Genomic DNA, 20,126 nt, shown 5'->3' with positions numbered 1-20,126 from the left:
GGTGCGGAGGCCCGCCCGGCCGGGGGAGCGGCGGGGCGGCCGTTCGTGGGCATGCCGAAGGCCGCCGTCGCGCGGGCGGCCCGGCGTACGGCATCCGTTCTTGCAACGTTGGAAATGCGGCGTCCGGCGGTATGACAGCACGGCGCCGGGCGGCTGTCCAGAGGGTGCGCAGGAGCCGTTGCCGTACGGCGCATCGCTTCCCGTGCGCGGCCCGTTCGGACGCTCCGCCGGGTGGCCGACACATTTTGGAAACGCATCGACTCCGCTCTTGCCGCCCGTGCCGCACCGCATATATAACGTTGTAAACCGAGCCGCCGACAGCCCCAGCAGGCTCTTGCGACCGCTGTTCCCGCACGTCGGAGCAGGGTCGTGAGGAGTGCAGTGGCACCCGCCGCCGCGCGGCCGATGCCTCGTCCCGCCCTGCCCGACCGCGCGCCGCCGCGCGTGCCGTCAATCCGCCAAGGAGCGTTCCGCGCATGATGATCCAGCGTCGACCCCGTACCCTCGCCGTGGCCTGCCTCCTCGCCGCCACCGCCACGCTGGCCGCCGCCGGCTGCGCCAAGTCGGAGACCTCGAACACCGCGGGCGGCGACAGCAGCCAGGGCGCCCAGGAAGCCAAGTCCCCTGAGTCCAGTTCCGGTTCGGGCTGCACGCTGGAGACCTACGGCGCGCCGAAGCTGGACCTGAAGGATGCCGTGGTCGGCTTCTCCCAGTCGGAGAAGGAGGCCAACCCGTTCCGGATCGCCGAGACCCAGTCCATCAAGGACGAGGCGAAGAAGATCGGCGTCAAGAAGCTCCTCACCACCAACGCCCAGTCGCAGCTCTCCAAGCAGATCAGCGACATCCAGGACATGCTGTCGCAGGGCGCCCAGTTCCTCATCGTCGCGCCGCTCAACTCCGACGGTCTGGAGCCCGCGTTGAAGGCGGCCGCGGCCAAGAAGGTGCCGGTCCTCACCATCGACCGCAAGGTCAACTCGACCGCCTGCAAGGACTATGTGGCCTTCCTGGGCTCCGACTTCGTGGAGCAGGGCAAGCGCGCCGCCGACGCGATGATCAAGGTGACCGGTGGCAAGGGCAAGGTCGCGATCCTGCTCGGCGCATCCGGCAACAACGTCACCACCGACCGCACCAAGGGCTTCGTCGACCAGGTCAAGGCCGAGGCGCCGGGCCTGGAGATCGTGGCCCAGCAGACCGGCGAGTTCGCCCGCGACAAGGGCCAGCAGGTCATGGAGCAGCTCATCCAGTCCAAGCCCGACATCACCGCCGTCTACGCGGAGAACGACGAGATGGGCCTCGGCGCCCTCACCGCGATCAAGGCCGCCGGCAAGAAGCCCGGCAAGGACGTCAAGATCGTCTCGGTCGACGGCACCCGCAACGCCGTCCAGGCCCTGGTCAACGGCGAGTACAACGCGGTCATCGAGTCCAACCCGCGCTTCGGCCCGCTCGCCTTCGCCACCGCGCAGAAGTTCTACGCCGGCGAGGAGATCCCGGAGAACGTGATCATCACCGACCGCGAGTACGACGAGGCCAACGCCAAGGAATCGCTCGGCGGAGCCTACTGACTCCGACCGGCCGCCCAGGGCGTGTCCGGCGGATCGGAGCCGGGTCCACGGCGTCCGGCACTTCCCCAAGCTCTCGGCTTCGCTCGTGCGGGGGAGGCCCCATCCCTCGCGGCGTTGCCGAAACGCCCGAATCGCTTCGCGATGAGGACGTTCCAGCGCCTTGCGATGCACCGCACCGGACCCCGCGGCCCATCCGGCCCTGAACCGCCGGACACACCCTGGCCGCCGCGACGCCCCGCGCGCTCACGGCGGCCCGACCCCGTTCCCGTACCACCGGAAGGCCGCCATCGCCGGTCTCCCGTACCACCGGAAGGCCGCCATCGCCGGTCTCCCGTACCACCGGAAGGCCGCCATCGCCGGTCTCCCGTAACACCGGAAGGCCGCCATCGCCGGTCTCCCGTAACACCGGAAGGCCGCCATCGCCGGTCTCCCGTAACACCGGAAGGCCGCCATCGCCGGTCTCCCGTAACACCGGAAGGCCGCCCTCCCCGGCCTCCCGTAACACCGGAAGGCCGCCCTCCCCGGCCTCCCGTAACACCGGAAGGCCGCCCTCCCCGGCCTCCCGTAACACCGGAAGTAACACCGGAAGGCCAGGATCCATGGCACCCACCGAAGCGACACCCCGGCACGCGGAGACCGCCGTCGCGGACCCCGTGCTCGAAGCCCGCTCGGTCAGCAAGCGGTTCCCCGGCGTCATCGCCCTCGACGACGTCTCCTTCTCGCTGCGCGCCGGCGAGACCCACGCGCTCGTCGGCGAGAACGGAGCCGGCAAGTCCACCCTCATCAAGGTGCTGACCGGCGTCTACCAGAGCGACGACGGCGAGGTGCGGGTCGCCGGCGCGCCCGTCCGCTTCGCGAAGCCCTTCGAGGCGCAGCAGGCCGGGATCTCCACCATCTACCAGGAGGTCAACCTCGTCCCGCTGATGAGCGTGGCGCGCAACATCTTCCTGGGCCGCGAGCCGAAGAACCGTTTCGGCCTCATCGACTTCGCCCGGATGAACCGCGAGACCACCGAACTCCTCGACGGCTTCGGCGTCCGCGTCGACCCCAAGCGCCCCCTGCACACCCTCGGCATCGGCACCCAGCAGATGGTGGCCCTCGCCCGCGCCGTCTCCGTACAGGCGCAGGTCGTCATCATGGACGAACCCACCTCCTCGCTGGAGCCCCGCGAGGTCGAGACCCTCTTCCGGGTCATCGAGAACCTGCGCGGCCAGGGCATCGCCGTCCTCTACGTCAGCCACCGCATGGACGAGCTCTACCGCATCTGCGACCGGGTCACCGTCCTGCGCGACGGCCGCCACATCCACACCGGCGACCTCGCCGAACTGGACCGGATGCGGCTCGTCTCGATGATGCTCGGCCGCGACCTGGCCGAGGTCCGTCGCGAGGGCCTCACCAGCTTCGACGCCGCGGGACACGACGTGGCCCGTACGCCCGTCCTCACCGCCACCGGCCTCGATCGGTGCCACCAACTGCGCGACATATCACTCCAGTTGTACGGAGGTGAGGTGCTGGGACTCGGCGGTCTGCTGGGCTCCGGGCGCAGCGAGACCGCCAAGGCGCTCACCGGCGCGCTGCCGCTGGACGGCGGCGAGATCACCGTCGACGGCAAACGCGTCGGCCGGCCCACCCCGGCCGCCGCGATCCGCGCCGGCATCAGCATGCTCCCCGAGGACCGCAAGGCGGAGGGGATCATCCCGCAGCTCTCCGTCCGCGAGAACATCGTGCTCGCCGCCATGCCCCGGCTCTCCCGGGCCGGGATCGTCTCCCGTGAGAAGCAGGACCGGATCGTCGAGATCTTCATGGAGCGGCTGCGGATCAAGGCCTCCAGCCCCGAACAGAAGGTCGGCGAACTCTCCGGCGGCAACCAGCAGAAGGTGCTCCTCGCCCGCTGGCTCTGCCTGGAACCCAAGGTGCTGCTCCTCGACGAGCCCACCCGGGGCATCGACGTCGGCGCCAAGGCCGAGGTGCAGAGCCTCATCGACGACCTCGCCCGCGAAGGCCTCGCCGTCCTGTTGATCTCCTCCGACATCGAGGAGCTGATCGAGGGCGCGGACCGCATCGTCGTCCTGCGCGGCGGCGCGGTCGCCGGTGAGCTCGCCGGGGACGAGGTGGAGGAGAGCCGCCTGCTCGAAGTACTCGCCGACCACACGCCCGCCGGTGCGGACCCCGCCTCCGCCGACCACACGCCCGGCACCGTACCGGCGAAGGACGGCCCCGCCGACCGCACGCCCGGCACCGTGCTCCCGGACCACGCGCACCACACGCCCGAAACCGGCCGGAAGGCCCCGGCGGCCGGCCAGGAGGACCCCCGATGACCACCCAGGCCACCCTGCCACGCCCCGCGAAGCCTCTGGCCCGGCTGCGCGACCCCGCCTGGTACCAGGAGTACGGCGTGTACGCGGCCGTCGCCGTCGTCCTGCTCTTCAACGCCCTGTTCACCGAGCACTTCCTGACGGCCGACAACCTGCGCACCCAGCTCGTCCAGGTCGCTCCGATCGTGATCGTCGCGCTCGGCATGGCCCTGGTCATCGGCACCGAGGGCATCGACCTCTCCGTCGGTTCCACGATGGCGCTCGCCGCCGCTCTCCTGCCGCTCTACCTCGGTTACGGTCTGGTGCCCGCGCTCCTGATCGCGCTGCTGGCCGGAGCGGTCGTCGGCGCCGTCAACGGCACGCTCGTCTCACTCGTGGGGCTGCAACCCATCGTGGCCACGCTCGCCCTGTTCGTCGGGGGCCGGGGACTCGCGCTGGTGATGGCGGACGGCCAGCTCAAGCAGATCGTCAACCCGGACATCCTCGCGCTCGGCACCGGCTCCTTCCTCGGCATCCCGCTCGTCGTCCTCATCGCGGGCGTGCTGGCGCTGGCCGTCGCGTTCCTGGTGCAGCGCACCACCTTCGGCCGCCAGATCGTCGCCATCGGCGGCAACCGCCCGGCCGCCGCCCTGTCCGGACTGCCCGTCAAACGCGTCCTGATCGGCGTCTACGTCCTCTGCGGCACGATGGCCGCGCTCGCCGGGATCCTCGCCACCGCCCGGCTCACCGCCAGCGACCCGTCCTCGCTCGGCACCCTCATGGAGCTCTCCGCCATCACCGCGGTCGTCGTCGGCGGCACCCCGCTCAACGGCGGCTCCATCCGGGTGCTCGGCACCGTCGCGGGAGCCCTGCTGATGCAGCTGCTGCGCGCCACCCTCGTCAAGCACGACCTGCCCGACTCCACCGCACAGATCGCCCAGGCGGCCATCATCATCGCCGCCGTCTACGTCGCCCGGGAGCGTCGGTCCCGATGAAGAACACCACCTCCGCCGCCCCGGCCCCCCAGGTGCCGGCGCCGCTCAAGAACGCCCCCTCCCGTCCCGAACCGCGCCCCGAGCGCTCCACCGGCTCCCGGATCGGCGAACTCGTCCAGCGCCAGGGCGTCCTCGCGGTCCTGCTGACCGTGATCCTCATCGCCTCGTTCGTCTACCCGACCTTCGCCAGCGTCGACAACGCCCGGGGCGTCACCGTCCAGGCCTCGTTCCTCGCGATCGTCGCGCTCGGCATGACGCTGGTCATCATCACCGGCGGCATCGACCTCTCCGTGGGCTCCGTCTTCGCCCTCGGCGGCGTCCTGGCGGCCTGGGCCTCGCAGTGGGGCCTCCTCGCCGCGCTGCTCGTCCCGCTCGTGGTCTGCTCCGCGATCGGGCTGGTCAACGGCCTCCTCATCGCCCGCGCGAACATGGCGCCGTTCATCGTCACGCTCGCCACGCTCCTCGCCGCGCGCGGCATGCTGCTCGCCTTCACCGACGAGGGCGCCACCACCTACCTGGTGCCGAAGGACTCCGCCTTCGCCGAGCTCGGCCAGGGCAGCGTCTGGGGCTTCGGCTACCCGATCCTCATCGCGCTCGTCCTCTTCGGCGCCGGCGGACTGCTGCTGCAGCGGACCTCGTTCGGCCAGACCCTGTTCGCCGTCGGCGGCAGCAGCGACGCGGCCACCCTGATGGGCCTGCCCGTCGCCCGGACGAAGATCCTCGTCTACACACTCAGCGGACTGCTCGCCGGACTCGCCGGAGCGCTGAACGCAGCCCGCCTCTCCTCCGGCGTCACCATCGTCGGCGTCGGCATGGAACTGGACGCGATCTCCGCCGTCGTCATCGGCGGCACGCTCCTCATCGGCGGCGCCGGATCGATCAGCGGCACCCTCTGGGGCGTCCTGCTGCTCGCCGTGATCCAGAACCTCATCAACCAGATCGGCTCGCTCAACTCCTCGTACCAGTCAGTGGTCAGCGGCGGCTTCCTTATCGTTGTCGTGGTGGCGCAGCGTTACCTCGCGCGCAGCCGGAGAACCACCTGAACCGGACGGGACCGTACGGACCGGGCCAGGAACGAGTCGAACCGAGTACAAGGAGTGCCGTGGGCGTCAGCCTCAAGGACGTAGCTCAACGGGCGGGCGTGTCCATCAAGACCGTGTCGAACGTGGTCAACAACTACCAGCACGTCACCCCGAAGATGCGTGCCAAGGTGCAGCAGGCCATCGACGAGCTCGGCTACCGGCCGAACCTCACCGCCCGCCATCTGCGCAAGGGCCGCACCGGCATCATCGCGCTGGCCGTGCCCGAGTTCGGCAACCCGTACTTCGCGGAGCTGGCCGGTGAGGTCGTCGACGCGGCCGCCCGGCACGACTACACGGTCCTGGTCGACCACACCGGCGGGCTGCGCGAGAAGGAGCTGCTGGTGAGCCAGGGGTTCCGGTCCCATGTCATCGACGGGCTCATCCTCAGCCCGATCCACCTGGAGACCGAGGACCTGATGGCCCGGACGGAGACGGCTCCGCTGGTGCTGCTGGGGGAGCGGGAGTACGAGGCGCCGTACGACCACATCGCCATCGACAACGTGGCCGCCGCCCGCGAGGCCGTCGCCCACCTCATCGGCCTCGGCCACCGCAGGATCGCCTTCCTCGGCTCCCGTACCGGCCAGGAACGCCAGCCCGCCCACCTCCGGCTGCGCGGCTGGCGCGAGGAACTGGCCGCCTCCGGCATCGCACCCGACGAGAACCTCGTCGTCGTCACCGACGGCTACGGCAGGGAGGACGGCGCCGCCGCCATGGCCTCGCTCCTGGACCGGGGCGAGCGGCCCGACGCCGTGTTCGCGTACAACGACCTGATCGCCATCGGCGCCATGCGCACCATCACCGAGCGCGGCCTCACCATCCCGGGCGACATCGCCGTCGTCGGCTTCGACGACATCGAGGAGAGCCGGTACGGCGCCACCACCCTCACCACCATCGCCCCGGACAAGGCGGCCATCGCCCGGCTCGCCGTCGACAGCCTCGTCGAACGCCTCGCCGGCACCCCGGTCGCCGAACCCCGGCGCCCCCGCCCCGGCTACCGCCTCGTCGTCCGCGAATCCACCGGCCCCCGTGAGGCCCCCGGCCCCTCCTGAGGCCCTTCTCCCAAGGAACCCCCCATGCCCACCGTGCACCGCAAGTCCTTCGGCCACGCCCACGGGCGGACGGAGGCCGACCTCTGGACCCTCGAATCGGGCACCGGGGTACGGGCCGAGATCCTCACCTACGGCGGCATCCTGCACAGCCTCACCGTGCCGGACACCGCCGGAACCCCGGGCCCCGTCGTCCGCTCGCTGCCCGCCCTCGACGACTACACCGACAAGAACCCCTACTTCGGGGCGATCGTCGGCCGGTACGCCAACCGCATCGCCCACGGCCGCTTCACGCTCGACGGCACCACGCACCACATCCCCGCCAACGACCGCGGCCACGCCCTGCACGGCGGCCCGGACGGCTTCCACACCCGGATCTGGCAGGCGGAGCCCGACCGTACGGACTCCGCCGCCGTCCTCCGCCTCACCCTGCACAGCCCCGACGGCGACATGGGCTTCCCCGGAGCGCTCGACGTCACCGCCACCTACACCCTGGACACCGCCGGCACCCTCGCCCTGGAGTACACGGCCGTCACCGACCGCCCCACCGTCGTCAACCTCACCCACCACGCCTACCTCAACCTCGGCGCCGACGACATCCTCGGCCACACCCTCCAGCTCGACGCCGACCACTACCTCCCGGTCGACGCCGACTCCATCCCCGAAGGCCCCCCGGCCCCGGTGACCGGCACCCCGTTCGACCTCACCGACCCGCAGCCGCTGCGGAACCACCTCGCCCGGCCGCACCCCCAACTCGCCCTGGCCGGCGGCTTCGACCACTGCTGGGTGCTGCGCGACCCGGACTCCGCGGCCCTCCGCCGCGCCGCCCGCCTCACCGCCCCCGGCGACCGCCGCACGCTGGAGCTCTGGACCACCGAACCAGGTGTCCAGGTCTACACCGCCAACCAGCTCGACGGCGCCTTCACCGACGGCGCCGGCCGCCGCCACGAACGCCACGGCTCGCTCTGCCTGGAGACCCAGCACCTGCCCGACTCACCCAACCGCCCCGCCCATCCCAGCACGGTGCTGCGCCCCGGCGAGACCCTGCGCAGCCGCACCGAATGGCGCTTTCCGCACCTGGGCGCGGAGCGATAAGGAGTCGCCGCCCCCGTGCACACGCCGACGTGCGGGTCCCCGGCGCCGGGAACCCGCACGTCGGCGGGGTGCGATGCCGCCGCTGGGACGCCTACTTGAGGTACGGGCCCGCCGCGCCGATCTTCCCGGGCGCGGCGTTCTTCCCGCCGAGGTCCAGGACGTACACGCGCAGGTTCCCCTTCCCGGGCGCCGGGACCGTGAGTGTGCCGCCGCTCACCACCTTGGTGTCACCCGTCACGGCGTCCTTGTACGTGCCGTTCGGGATGCCGGTGTACGTGGCGCTCCCGGAGACCGTCACCAGCGCGAAGCTGTCGGTGCCGCTCGCCGCGTCGGTGTAGCGCCGCTTGTACGCCATGGAGCCGCTGATGCCCTCCGTGGCGTACTGGCCCATCTGCAGCGCCGGCACCGCGCGCCGGATCTCGTTGAGCCGCTGGAGGTGCCGGGCCAGCGGCGCGGCCAGCGTCTCCGCGACCCTGCCGGTGGCCGAGGACACCTTCCCGAAGTCCGATGCCCGCACCTCGCCGGCCAGATGGTCGCCGAAGTAGGCCCGTCCGGTCGAGGCCAGCGGGCAGCGCGGTCCGCAGTCGATCTGCTTGCCCTTCTGGAACTCGATCTCGGAGCCGTAGTAGAGCGTCGGGATGCCGCGGAACGTCCACATCAGCGACATGTTCTCCGCCCACGCGTCCGTGCCGCCCGTGTACCGCTCGCTGCTCTTGTTGGGTCCGTAGTCGTGGCTGTCGACGTACACCACGTTGTAGGTGGCGTCGTTGTAACTGTCGTCGGAGTCCTTGCCGTTGTGGAAGGCGTTGTCCGCGTCACCGAAGTTCATGTGCATCCGCATGTCGATGACGTTCATCCCGGAGAACCGGCTGCGGTCCGGTGCGTGGTAGCTGTTGCCCTTGAGGAAGGCGTTGTCGGAGACGGGCTGAGCCGCTGTGCCCTGCTGCTGCTCGTAGTCGTACATCTCCAGGGCGGCCTTCTCGTCGTCCGCGCTGTACTCCTTGCGCTCCTTCCAGGTGAAGAACTGCGCGGAGTGGTTGACCGAGCCGCGGTTCCACTTGTCGTTGACGAAGGCGGCGACCTCGCCGAAGACGAAGAAGCTCTTCGCTGCCTCGGCGCCGAACTTCTGCGTGACCCGTTCCTGGATCGCGGGCAGGAAGCGGCGGTTCCAGGTGGTGCGGGGGATGTGCACCGCCGTGTCGAGCCGGAAGCCGTCGACGCCCATGTCGATGTACTTGTTGTACGCGCCGATCAGATAGTTCTGGACCTGGGCGTTCTCGGTGTTGAAGTCGGCGAGGTCGTCGTGCAGCCAGCAGGAGCGGGAGTCCTCGCCCTCCCAGTTGCCGATCCAGCAGTTGTGGTAGAGAGCTTTCGGGAACATGCCCGAAGTGGGGCTCGGCCACTGGCAGTTGTAGATCCGGTAGCCCTCCGGCGAGGTGTGCCCGGTAGGCGTGCCCCAGCCCACGCAGGTGTTGCCGGCCGGCTCGGCCGTGGACCACAGATCGCCGTTGTAGTACGACTTCCCGGACTTCGGTTCGACGGTGAGGCCGTCGTACTCGAAGCCGTCGTTCCTCTCGTCGTAGAACCAGCTCCACTGCGAGTCGCGGACGCCGTACGCCTTCGGCGTGAACAGGCCCTTCGCGCCCCAGCGCGAGGAGTGGTTGTGGATGACGTCCTGGTAGATCTTCATGCCCTTGGCGTGGGCCGCGTTGATCAGGTCCTGGTAGGAGGCGCCGGCCGACTCCAGCCGTGGGTCGACCTTGTAGAAGTCGTAGCCGTGGTAGCCGTGGTAGTCGTAGTCCGAGCGGTTGAGGACGACCGGCGTGATCCAGATCGCGGAGAAGCCGAGCCCCTTGATGTAGTCGAGCTTCTGCACCAGACCCTTGAAGTCCCCGCGGAACATGGGGTCGTTGTTGGCCGCGTTCCCGGACTTCTCGTGCTGGCTGCCGCCCCGGTTGTTCGTCGTGTCGCCGTCGTTGAAGCGTGCGGTGAGCACGAAGTAGATCGGGTCCTTGCGCGGATCGGTGCCCAGCGGTGTGCCGGTCGCCGGAGCCGTGGGCTTCTCGCCGGTGGTGGCGGTGGCCGGTACGGAGTCGGCCGATACGTTCCCGGCGGCGTCCACGGCCCGGACGGTGTAGCGGTAGGCGGTCCTGGCCTCAAGTCCGGTGTCGGCGAGGACGGTGGAGCCGACATCGGTGACGAAGGTGCCCTTCGTGCCACCCGTCCGTGTCACCTGATACTTCGTCACCCCTCGGTCGTCGGTGGCGGGTTCCCAGGTCACCAGTACGGACACGCCGTCGGCCACGGCCTTCACGCCTCCGGGCGCGGAAGGCGGGACGGTGTCCGGTTCCTCGGCGGCGCACGGGTCCTTGGCCGTGGCGGTCACCTTGCGGTCCTTCACCGTGGTCAGCCCGGCCGGGAGGGTGTAGTCGCCGCCGTTGTTGTTGTCCCAGACGCCGTTGCCGTTGTTGAACGCGGCCTGGAGCCCGGTGGCGCTGCCCAGGTCCACGGTCCGCCTCACCCAGCCGGTGCACGCCGCCTCCATGCCGACACCCGGGACCGTCGTCCAGGCTCCGCCGTGCGGGCGGTAGTGCAGGTTGACGGTGGACCAGCCGACGGTGGACGTCGCGTAGTAGACGGATGCGGTGTTCGGCCCGCCGGGATCCGGCACCTCCGGGCCCGTGCCCGTACACGGGTCGCTGTGCGCCACGACCCCGTCCTTGACGGTGATGCTGCCGGTGCCCAGATCGTAGTTCTTGCCGGCGTTGTTGTCCCAGGTCCCCGAGCCGTTGGTGAAGGTGGCCTTGAGCCCGGCCGCGCCGCCGAGGGGCACGGTCAGCTTGACCCAGTCGGTGCAGGCGGCGGTCATACGGATGCCGGGCACGGTGGTCCAGGAGCCGCCGTCGGGGGCGTAGTGCAGGTGGTACGCCGACCAGTTGCGGGTCTTCGTGGAGTAGAAGACGGTCGCCGTGGTGTCGGCGGCGGCCGTAGCGGCGACGGGTGCGGTGGCCGGAGCGGGGGGCGGTGGGGGAGCGGCTTCCGGTACGGCGGTGAGGAGGCCCAGCAGTCCGGCTGCCGCCACGGCCGCCGCCAGCGGGCGGCGGCCGGACAGTCGGCGGGAGGTGCGTCTCATACGTGTCTCCAAGAGAGGGGAGAACCGGGAGAACCCTGACGCGCCTCGGGGTTCGGAGAAGGGGAACGGCGAAGGGAACACGATCCGGCGGCAAGTTCTGCCGGAATGTTGCTGCAATCTCTTGCGTGGTGGAAGTTACCGGTGCATGACAGGCTCGTAAAGGGGTGCGGCAGGCCCGTAAAGAAGTCCGGCAGCCCCCTAAAGGGGTCCGGCCGGACCGGCCCACCGGAATGGATCACCGCGCATGGGCGTTCGCACGGTCATGACCTTCTCCGTCGATGTGACCGTGCGCGGCTACGAGCTCGATACCCAGGGCCATCTGAACCAGGCCGTCTACCTCCAGTACGCGGAGCACGCGCGGTGGGAGCTGCTGCGGGCCGCCGGGCTTCCTCAGGAGAAGCTGCTGGCCGACGGCATCGGCCCGGTCCAGCTGGAGGTCACCGTCAAGTACCGCCGCGAACTGCGGGGCGGCGAGCGCGTACGGGTCACCTGCCGGTTCGACTACGGCACGGGCAAGACGTTCACGCTGGCGCAGGAGGTCATCAAGGAGGACGGCACGGTGGCCGCCGAGATCACCGGAGTGGCCGGCGTCCTCGACCTGACCGAACGCCGCCTGGTCCCGGACCCGCAGGGCCGCCTGGCCGCACTGGCGGGCAACCCGGACCTGCTGACGGGCGGCTGAGCCACCAAAAGGCGTGGACGCCCCCCCGGGGGGGCGTCCACGGTTCATCGAGGGCCGGCCGGTCAGACGGGCGTGCCGACGACCAGGTGGTCGCCGGGGATGCCGGCCTTGCCGGGCGCGTAGTAGTCCTTGATCCCGGCGACCCACGTCTCCACCCGGATCCGGTCCCCGTCGGTCGGCTCGAAGGCGTCGAAGAGCGCGTCGATGTTGGCCGGCTCGAACCCGATCGCCGTCATCAGCGCCATGAACAGCGGCCGCTCGATCAGGCCGTCGCCGTCCGGGTCGCCGAGCGCGGCGAGCGCCTCGGCGAACACGGCGACGGTCGCGTCGAACCGCTCCGGCGACAGCACACAGGCGGCGAACTCCTCGAAGCTGATCTCGCCGTCGCCGTTCTCGTCCAGCTCGGTGAGCAGGGTCGTCCAGTACCGCCGGAACGCTCCGCGCATCGCGTCCTTCGCCGCCTGGTCCGAGGCGTGCGCCTCGCGTACGACGCGGTCGGCCATGATCTCGAAGTCGTCGGCCTCCAGGATCCCGTTGGCGTTGGCATCGAACAGGGAGAAGACGAGCGCGACCCGCCGGTTGGCCTCAGTGGTCATGAATCCGTCACCTTTCGCCGTGCGGTCCCGCCGGCCGGCAGTCCGGTCGGCGCATCCACTCTCCGGCCGAGCGGCGGCGGCCACGACGAAAGCCGCAGCCCTTTCACCTGAAGGACGTAACCACCCCCGCGTAAACGTCGAGTTGAGGCAGACGGCCGGGCCCGGTGGTCCCGCACGCCCCGGTACGAGCCGCGGGCGCCCGCGTCGTACCGGAGGAGCGGCTCGACCGGTCGCCGGGTCCACCTTCTAGGCTGGGCGGATGCGAGAGACAGCCGCCGCGACCGGCCCCCCTACGACCGGGGTCCGTGCCGCATGACCAGGGAAGCCGGACCGGCGACGACCCGGGAGATCCGGTCGCTGCCCGCGCACGCGCCCGGATCGGTCGAGACGCCCTTCGTCATCCAGGCCTACGACGAGGTCGTCTCCCACGACACCGACTGGGACGCCCACTCCCACCCCTTCCACGAGCTGCTCTGGAACGAGCGGGGCGCCTCCTCCGCGGTGGTCGGCGAACGCATCTGGACGATCACTCCCGCCCAGGGCCTGTGGATGCCGGCCGGGACCCTGCACTCCGGATCGGCGACGGCGGGTACCTGGTTCCGGGCGAGCTTCTTCGGCTTCCGTACGACGTCGTCGATCTCCGACACCCCGGTCGCCGTCGAGATCACGCCGCTGCTCCGCCTCCTCCTGGAGCGGCTCGGCGAGCCCGGCCTCGCCCCCTCCTCCCGGGCCGCGACGGAGGCGCTGGTGCTCGACGTCCTCGTACCGTCGCCCCGCGAGCTGCTCGTACAGGTCCCCACCTCCGATCTGCTGCGCCCCATCGCGGACGCGGTCCGTGAGGATCCGGGCGACCAGCGGACACTGGCGGACTGGGCCTCCCAGCTGGGCGTGAGCACGCGCACGGTCACGCGCGCGTTCAGCGCCGAGACGGGCACGAGCTTCGTACGGTGGATCGCGGCCGTCCGGGCCCAGCACGCCATCGACCTGCTGACCCGGGGGTGGGACGTCGAGTCGGTGGCCGAACAGGTCGGCTACCGCTCGGCCAGCGCCTTCGGCGTGGCCTTCCGCCGGACCACCGGGCTGACTCCGGGGACCTTCCGGCCGGCGTGAGCCGCTTCCGGGTCCTGCGCGGCCTCCGGGAATCACGCCAGGAGCAGGCGCAGACCCAGATCCGCCGCGTCCAGGCCGGCCAGATCCGCGTTCCGCCCGGCCCACCGGCCCGAGGCGAGATCGTCGCCGAGACTGCGCACCGCACGCCGCTCCGCCTCGGGCCCGACCCTCGTCCACACCGACATCGCGCGGCGCACCCGGTCCTCCAGGTACGCCTCCGGCCGGCGCCAGTACGCCTCGAACAGGCCGTCGGCGCAGTTCCACGGCACCGGCACCGGCTCGGCGCGCCCGCCGATCGCGTCGGCCATCGCGGCGAGTGAAGGGAACCCCGCGAGTACGCCGGTGAACTCGGGCAGATAGTCGCGGGTCAGCCAGAACCGGTCCGGCCACCCGGGCTCGTCGGTGTCGAAGGTGAGCACCACCACGCGGCGGGCCACCCGCCGCATCTCGCGCAGCCCCGCCGACGGATCGCTCCAGTGGTGAACGGTGGAGACGGCCATCGCCACATCGAAGGAGCGGTCCGCGAACGGCAGGCTCTCCGCTGCCGCCGCCACGCACGGCGCCGAGCCCGGCGGCCGCCGCGCCCGCATGACCGCCGACGGCTCGACCGCGGTCACCTCGCGGTCCACGGGCTCGTAGGAGCCCGTACCGGCCCCGACGTTCAGCACCGTCCGCGCCTCTCCGAGCGCGTCCCAGATCTGCGCGGCGATCGTGGGATCGGTACGGCGCGTCGCGGTGTAGGCGCCGCCGATCGCGTCGTACAGCCGCGCGCCGAGCATCCCCAGCTGCTCCTCCGGTGTCACCCTGCCCCCCTTCGCCCGTTCCGCCAGCTCTCTGTCGATGGCCGCCACCATCGTGTCGGTGCGCGCCCGCCGCTCCAGCAGCAGACCGCGCTGCCGGTGCAGGTGCGCCACCGCGTCCGCCGACGGATCGTCGACCAGCCCCGCGATCTCCCGCAGCCCGAAGCCCAGCCGCCGGTAGGCCAGCACCTCCCGCAGCCGCTCCACGTCAAAGGCCGCGTAGGCGCGGTATCCGTTAGCGGTCCGCGCCGAGGGCCGGACCAGCTCGATCTCGTCGTAGTGGTGCAGCGTGCGGACGCTCACGCCGGCCAGCTCGGCGACGCGCCCCACGGTCCAGTGATCTTCCACGGCACCGACTATGCGGCCTGACGTCACGTGAGGGTCAAGAGCTTGGTGCACCGGCGCCATGGATGTCCTCATCACTACAACGCCTGTCTCAAACAGTTGATTGCGACAGCCGCACCTCCTCTCATAAAGTGCGAAGGCAAGCCTTACCTAAGCCGCTGCGCCTCCGCATCGCACCCCTCCACGACGGCAGCTCACGCCCGGACGTGCGGGAAGCGGCACCCCGATCCTCCGGAAAGCCGGGTACTCACCCATGTCCTCACACCGCCTCCGCCTCCTCGCCGTGGCAGCCGCCCTCGTCTCCGTCGCCGCCTGCGGTGGGAACGGAAGCGGCGACGCCGAGAACAAGAAGGACGAGCAGAGCGCCGCCGGCTCCTTCCCGTTGACCGTCGAGCACGCCCTGGGCAAGACCACCATCCCCGCCAAGCCGAAGCGTGTCGCCACGGTCAACTGGGCCAACCACGAAGTGCCGCTGGCGCTCGGTGTCGTGCCGGTCGGCATGGCTTCGGCCAACTTCGGCGACGACGACGGCGACGGGGTGCTGCCCTGGGTCGAGGAGCGGCTGAAGGAGCTCAAGGCCAAGACGCCGGTGCTGTTCGACGAGACCGACGGCATCGACTTCGAAGCCGTCGCCGACACGAAGCCCGACGTCATCCTGGCCGCGTACTCCGGACTGACCAAGAAGGACTACGAGACCCTCAGCGAGATCGCCCCGGTCGTCGCCTACCCGGACGCCGCCTGGGCGACCCCGTGGCGCGAGATCATCCGTACCAACAGCGAGGCGATCGGCCTCGCCGACGAGGGCGAGAAGCTGATCACCGAGCTCGACGGCGACATAGCGAAGACCGCCGCCAAGTACCCGCAGCTCAAGGGCAAGTCGGCGATGTTCATGACGCACGTCGACCCCAACGACGTCAGCGAGATCGGCTTCTACACGGCGCACGACACCCGGACGCAGTTCTTCCAGGACCTGGGCATGAAGATCCCGGGCAGCATCGCGAAGGCGTCCGAGGGCACGGACAAGTTCGCCCTCACCAAGAGCGCCGAGCAGATCGACGCGTTCGACGACGTCGACATCATCACCGGCTACGGCGACGACACCGGTGACCTGCTCAAGGCGATCACCAAGGACCCGCTGCTCTCCAAGATCCCGGCCGTCGAGCGCGGCTCGACGTACCTCCTGCCCGGCAGCTCGCCGCTGGCCACCGCCGCCAACCCGACGCCCCTGTCGATCGGTTACGTGCTCGACGACTACGCCGCCGCTCTCGCCGAGGCCGCGGACAAGGTCAAGTGACCGCTTCCACCGACCGGCGCCCGCCGGACGCCACCATGGCCCGGCGTCCGGTGGGCGTCCGCACGCTGTGGCTCTTCGCCGCCGTCCTCGTCCTGGCCGCCGTCATGGTGGCGTCGATCGCCTTCGGCTCGCGCGATGTGCCGTGGGCCGACGTCCAGGCGGCGCTCGGCGGTGCCGAAGAGACCCTCGGCCAGGCGGCGGCCACGAAGCGGATCCCCCGTACGGTCCTCGCGGTCGTCATCGGCGCGGCGCTGGGCCTCGCCGGCGGGGTGATGCAGGGCGTGACCCGTAACCCTCTCGCCGACCCGGGCATCCTCGGCGTCAACATGGGTGCTTCGCTCGCCGTCGTCACCGCCGTCGCGTTCTTCGGGCTCTCCTCGCCGACCGGCTACATCTGGGTCGCCATCGCGGGCGCCGCCCTGTCGGCCATGTTCGTCTACACCGTCGGGACGCTCGGCAGAGGAGGAGCCACCCCGCTCAAGCTGGCGCTCGCCGGGGCCGCCACCTCTGCGGCCTTCGCCTCGCTGGTGAGCGCCGTCATCCTGCCGCGTAACGACATCGCCGGATCCTTCAAGCTCTGGCAGATCGGCGGCGTCGGCGGTGCGTCCTTCGAGCGCATCGGACAGGTGGCGCCGTTCCTCGCGGTCGGCTTCGCCATCTGTCTGCTCTCCGCGCGTGCTCTCAACTCGCTCGCACTCGGTGACGAGTTGGCGGCCGGCCTCGGTGAACGCGTCGCCGTCGCCCGGGCGGTGGCCGCGCTCGGCGCCGTACTGCTCTGCGGAGCCGCGACCGCCGTCGCCGGGCCCATCGGCTTCGTCGGCCTCGTCGTCCCGCACACCTGCCGACTGCTCGTCGGCGTCGACCACCGCTGGCTGCTGCCGCTCTCCGCGCTGCTCGGCGCGGTCCTGCTCACCGCCGCCGATGTGGCCGGCCGGATCGTCGCGCGGCCCGCGGAGATCGACGTGGGCATCGTGACCGCGCTGATCGGCGCCCCCTTCTTCATCTACATCGTCCGCCGACAGAAGGTGCGTGCCCTGTGAGCGCCCCCGCCCTCACCCGGCCGGCCCCGCGCGAGGCGGCCCCCGCGTCCGTCGCGGCCGCGACCGACCGCCGGATCCGCGGCGCGTCGCGCAGGCGCCGGGTGATCCTGGTCCTGGCCCTCCTCGTCGTCGCCGCGTTCGCCGTGACGCTGATGGCGGGCCGTACGTTCTACCCGCCCGGCGACGTCCTGCGGGTGATCCTCGGCGAGCAGGTGTCCGGCGCCTCCTTCACCGTCGGGCGGCTCCGCCTGCCGCGCGCGGTCCTCGCCGTGGTCGCCGGGTTCAGCTTCGGGCTCGCCGGTGTCACCTTTCAGACGATGCTCCGCAACCCGCTCGCCAGCCCCGACATCATCGGCATCAGCTCCGGGGCGAGCGCGGCGGCGGCCATCGCGATCGTCACGCTCTCACTCGGCGAGGTGCAGGTCTCCGTCCTCGCCATCGCCGCCGGACTCGGCGTCGCGCTGCTCGTCTACTCGCTGGCGTTCCGGGGCGGAGTCGTCGGCACCCGGCTCATCCTCATCGGCATCGGGATCTCCGCGATGCTCGACAGCGTCACCTCCTACGTCCTGTCCCAGGCCGCCGAATGGGACCTCCAGGAGGCGATGCGCTGGCTGACCGGCAGCCTCAACGGCGCCACCTGGGACCAGGCCCTCCCCGCCCTCGCCGCGGCCGCCGTCCTCACCCCGCTCCTCCTCGGCCAGGCCCGCAGCCTCTCCGCGCTGCAGCTCGGCGACGACACCGCCTCCGCCCTCGGCGTACGGGTCGAACGCACCCGGATCACCGTGATCGTGGCCGCCGTCGGGCTCATCGCCTTCGCCACGGCGGCCGCCGGCCCCATCGCGTTCGTCGCGTTCCTCTCCGGGCCCATCGCCGCCCGGATCACCGGCGCGGGCGGCTCCCCGCTGGTGCCCGCCGGGCTCGTCGGCGCGCTGCTGGTCCTCGTCGCGGACTTCACCGGCCAGTTCGCCTTCGGCGAGCGCTATCCCGTGGGCGTCGTCACCGGCGTCCTCGGCGCCCCCTACCTCGTCTACCTGATCATCCGCACCAACCGGGCGGGAGGCTCGCTATGACCACCGACCACCAACTGACCGCCGAACACCTCACCCTCGGCTACGGAGACCGTACGGTCGTCTCCTCGCTCGACCTGGTGGTGCCGCCCGGCGCGGTCACCGTCATCGTCGGCGCCAACGCCTGCGGCAAGTCGACCCTGCTGCGCTCCATGTCCCGCCTCCTCGCACCCCGCGAGGGCCGTGTCGTGCTCGACGGCCAGGAGGTGCACCGCCTCCCGGCCAAGGAACTGGCCCGTACGCTCGGCCTGCTGCCGCAGTCCCCGGTCGCGCCCGAGGGCATCACCGTCTCCGACCTCGTGGGCCGCGGCCGCCACCCCCACCAGTCGATGTTCTCCCGCTGGAACGAGAAGGACGACGCCGCCGTCGCCTCGGCCCTGGAGGCGACCGCCACCGAACCGCTCGCCGACCGCGCGGTCGACGAACTCTCCGGCGGCCAGCGCCAGCGCGTCTGGATCGCCATGGCGCTGGCCCAGCAGACCGACCTGCTCCTGCTGGACGAGCCGACCACGTTCCTCGACGCCAGCCATCAGATCGAAGTGCTCGACCTGCTCACCGACCTCAACCGCTCGCGCGGTACGACGATCGTGATGGTCCTCCACGACCTGAACCTCGCCGCCCGGTACGCCGACCATCTCATCGCCCTCGCCGACGGCCGACTGCACTCCTTCGGCACTCCGGCCGAGGTGCTCACCGAGGAGACCGTCCGCGCGGTCTTCGGTCTGGAGAGCCGCGTCATCGAGGACCCCGTCTCCGGCCGTCCGCTGATGCTGCCGATCGGCCGCCACCACGTGCTGGACTCGGGCCCTCAGGAGCCGAGCAGCGCGGAGCCGTACCAGTCCGAGGCGTCCGCCACTCCCGGCAGAGCGAGGAAGTAGCCGCCGCCCGTCGTGGTGCTGAAGTCGGCGAACCGCTCGCCCTCCAGCCGCTTCTGCACGGTCGCGAACTGCCGGGCGATGTCCCGCTGGTAGCAGCAGAAGGCCAGCCCCACGTCGAGCGTGCCGTCCGGAGCGAGGCCCCGGTCCACGTTGTAGCTCCGGCGCAGCAGCACCGAGTCCTCGCTCCCGGCGGTCCGCGGATTGGCCCGGCGGATGTGCGAGTCCAGCGGAGTGACCCGCCCCTCCGGGTCCCGCCCGTAGTCGGGCAGGTCGCTCTCCTCGCGTCCGTCGAGCGGCGCCCCGGTCGACTTGCGGCGCCCGAAGATCCGCTCCTGCTCACCGAGCGGGACCCGGTCCCACGCCTCCGCCCGCAGCCGGATGGTGCGCAGCACCTGGTAGCTCCCGCCGCGCGCCCACCCCGGCGCCTCCGCCCCGACCCAGACCAGCCGGTCCATCTCCCGCGCGGATGCCGTGTCCGGGTGCGCGGTGCCGTCCTTGAAGCCGACGAACGACCGTGGGGAGCCCTCGGGGCGCGGCGGGTTGAGGAATCCGTCGGCCCGCCACCGCGTCCGCAGCAGCCCCGAGGTCTCCCGCGCCAGATCCCGTACGACATGGAGTACGGCGTCCGGGTTCTGCGCGCAGACCTGCACCGAGAGATCGCCGTGACAGCTCCCCGGGTCGAGCCGGTCGCCCGGGAACTCCGGCATCGGGACGAGTCCGGGCGGCAGCGCCTCCGCCAGCCCGTACCGTCCGTCGAAGAGCGAGGCACCGACCCCGACGGTGATGGTCAGCCGGTCCTCCGGGCCCCGCACCGCCGCCACGTCCGGATCCAGCGGGGTGACCCCGGCCGTCAGGATGCGGCACCGCACGGTCAGCTTCTTCAGGAGCGCCGCCAGCTCGGCCCGGTCGCGCGCGAGCACGTCGAAGGCGGCGAAACCGCCGAACCGCTGCTGCCGGGTGAGGATCCCGGCCTGGTGCGCCCCGTGGAACGGCACCCGGCCGTCGCCGGAGCCGGCCGCCGGCGTGCCGACGGCACTCCCCACCGCGAACGTGCCGGTCAGCCCCACGGCCCCCACGACACTCGCGGCCCCTCGTACGAAGACCCGT

At 71.3% G+C, this 20,126-nt stretch carries 16 protein-coding genes; 12 read left to right on the top strand and 4 right to left on the bottom strand.

Annotation, left to right across the window (positions count from 1 at the left end):
- Positions 1-476 precede the first annotated feature (476 nt).
- The 6 genes from ACIRR8_RS20175 (at position 477) to ACIRR8_RS20150 (ending at position 8,074) form a co-directional block, all read left to right on the top strand.
- Complete coding sequence (locus tag ACIRR8_RS20175; RefSeq protein ID WP_404066407.1) at positions 477-1,562, top strand: ABC transporter substrate-binding protein; 1,086 nt, start codon at positions 477-479, stop codon at positions 1,560-1,562.
- Positions 1,563-2,161: 599 nt separating this feature from the next.
- Positions 2,162-3,880, top strand: coding sequence for a sugar ABC transporter ATP-binding protein (locus ACIRR8_RS20170; RefSeq protein WP_404066404.1), 1,719 nt, complete (start codon positions 2,162-2,164; stop codon positions 3,878-3,880).
- A complete protein-coding gene (locus tag ACIRR8_RS20165) occupies positions 3,877-4,851 on the top strand; it encodes an ABC transporter permease (RefSeq protein ID WP_404066401.1) in 975 nt (324 codons plus the stop codon). Before ACIRR8_RS20170 ends, ACIRR8_RS20165 begins: the two co-directional genes overlap by 4 nt.
- Positions 4,848-5,894, top strand: coding sequence for an ABC transporter permease (locus ACIRR8_RS20160; RefSeq protein WP_404066398.1), 1,047 nt, complete (start codon positions 4,848-4,850; stop codon positions 5,892-5,894). Before ACIRR8_RS20165 ends, ACIRR8_RS20160 begins: the two co-directional genes overlap by 4 nt.
- A gap of 59 nt (positions 5,895-5,953) precedes the next feature.
- Complete coding sequence (locus ACIRR8_RS20155) at positions 5,954-6,982, top strand: LacI family DNA-binding transcriptional regulator (protein WP_404066396.1); 1,029 nt, start codon at positions 5,954-5,956, stop codon at positions 6,980-6,982.
- Between the two features lie 24 nt (positions 6,983-7,006).
- Complete coding sequence (locus ACIRR8_RS20150) at positions 7,007-8,074, top strand: aldose epimerase family protein (protein ID WP_404066394.1); 1,068 nt, start codon at positions 7,007-7,009, stop codon at positions 8,072-8,074.
- Between the two features lie 91 nt (positions 8,075-8,165).
- Here ACIRR8_RS20150 and ACIRR8_RS20145 read toward each other — a convergent pair whose 3' ends face one another.
- Positions 8,166-11,207 (bottom strand): carbohydrate binding domain-containing protein, encoded by a 3,042-nt coding sequence (locus ACIRR8_RS20145; RefSeq protein ID WP_404066391.1) that lies wholly within the window; start codon positions 11,205-11,207, stop codon positions 8,166-8,168.
- A 262-nt stretch (positions 11,208-11,469) separates the two neighbouring features.
- On the opposite strand from ACIRR8_RS20145, the gene ACIRR8_RS20140 reads away from it, so the two are divergent.
- Complete coding sequence (locus ACIRR8_RS20140) at positions 11,470-11,889, top strand: acyl-CoA thioesterase (protein WP_404066584.1); 420 nt, start codon at positions 11,470-11,472, stop codon at positions 11,887-11,889.
- 62 nt (positions 11,890-11,951) lie between these two features.
- Here ACIRR8_RS20140 and ACIRR8_RS20135 read toward each other — a convergent pair whose 3' ends face one another.
- Positions 11,952-12,485, bottom strand: coding sequence for an EF-hand domain-containing protein (locus ACIRR8_RS20135; RefSeq protein ID WP_404066389.1), 534 nt, complete (start codon positions 12,483-12,485; stop codon positions 11,952-11,954).
- Between the two features lie 312 nt (positions 12,486-12,797).
- Here ACIRR8_RS20135 and ACIRR8_RS20130 point away from each other — a divergent pair, with 312 nt between their 5' ends.
- The gene (locus tag ACIRR8_RS20130; RefSeq protein ID WP_404066387.1) at positions 12,798-13,595 is read left to right on the top strand and encodes a helix-turn-helix domain-containing protein; all 798 of its coding nucleotides are present in this window, start codon (positions 12,798-12,800) and stop codon (positions 13,593-13,595) included.
- 32 nt (positions 13,596-13,627) lie between these two features.
- Here the strand turns inward: ACIRR8_RS20130 and ACIRR8_RS20125 are convergent, their stop codons facing one another.
- On the bottom strand, positions 13,628-14,725 hold the full coding sequence (locus ACIRR8_RS20125) for a MerR family DNA-binding transcriptional regulator (protein ID WP_404066581.1): 1,098 nt from the start codon (positions 14,723-14,725) through the stop codon (positions 13,628-13,630).
- A 268-nt stretch (positions 14,726-14,993) separates the two neighbouring features.
- On the opposite strand from ACIRR8_RS20125, the gene ACIRR8_RS20120 reads away from it, so the two are divergent.
- The 4 genes from ACIRR8_RS20120 to ACIRR8_RS20105 are packed head-to-tail and all read left to right on the top strand — an operon-like array spanning position 14,994 to position 19,019.
- Complete coding sequence (locus ACIRR8_RS20120) at positions 14,994-16,034, top strand: iron-siderophore ABC transporter substrate-binding protein (protein WP_404066384.1); 1,041 nt, start codon at positions 14,994-14,996, stop codon at positions 16,032-16,034.
- A gap of 35 nt (positions 16,035-16,069) precedes the next feature.
- Positions 16,070-17,074, top strand: coding sequence for a FecCD family ABC transporter permease (locus ACIRR8_RS20115; RefSeq protein WP_404066578.1), 1,005 nt, complete (start codon positions 16,070-16,072; stop codon positions 17,072-17,074).
- Entirely contained in the window at positions 17,071-18,144 is a 1,074-nt protein-coding gene (locus ACIRR8_RS20110) for a FecCD family ABC transporter permease (RefSeq protein ID WP_404066381.1), read from the top strand. The genes ACIRR8_RS20115 and ACIRR8_RS20110 overlap by 4 nt, the downstream gene beginning before the upstream one ends.
- Positions 18,141-19,019, top strand: coding sequence for an ABC transporter ATP-binding protein (locus ACIRR8_RS20105; protein WP_404066379.1), 879 nt, complete (start codon positions 18,141-18,143; stop codon positions 19,017-19,019). The genes ACIRR8_RS20110 and ACIRR8_RS20105 overlap by 4 nt, the downstream gene beginning before the upstream one ends.
- On the opposite strand, the gene ACIRR8_RS20100 is transcribed toward ACIRR8_RS20105, so the two are convergent.
- Complete coding sequence (locus ACIRR8_RS20100; protein WP_404066574.1) at positions 18,950-20,095, bottom strand: Dyp-type peroxidase; 1,146 nt, start codon at positions 20,093-20,095, stop codon at positions 18,950-18,952. The genes ACIRR8_RS20105 and ACIRR8_RS20100 overlap by 70 nt on opposite strands.
- Between the last annotated feature and the right edge of the window lie 31 nt (positions 20,096-20,126).

It is taken from the genome of Streptomyces sp. NPDC101178 (genome assembly GCF_044767965.1).
Classification (GTDB): Bacteria; Actinomycetota; Actinomycetes; order Streptomycetales; family Streptomycetaceae; genus Streptomyces.
Note: the sequence above shows the minus strand (reverse complement) of the source record. Positions and strands in the feature narration are given on the sequence as shown.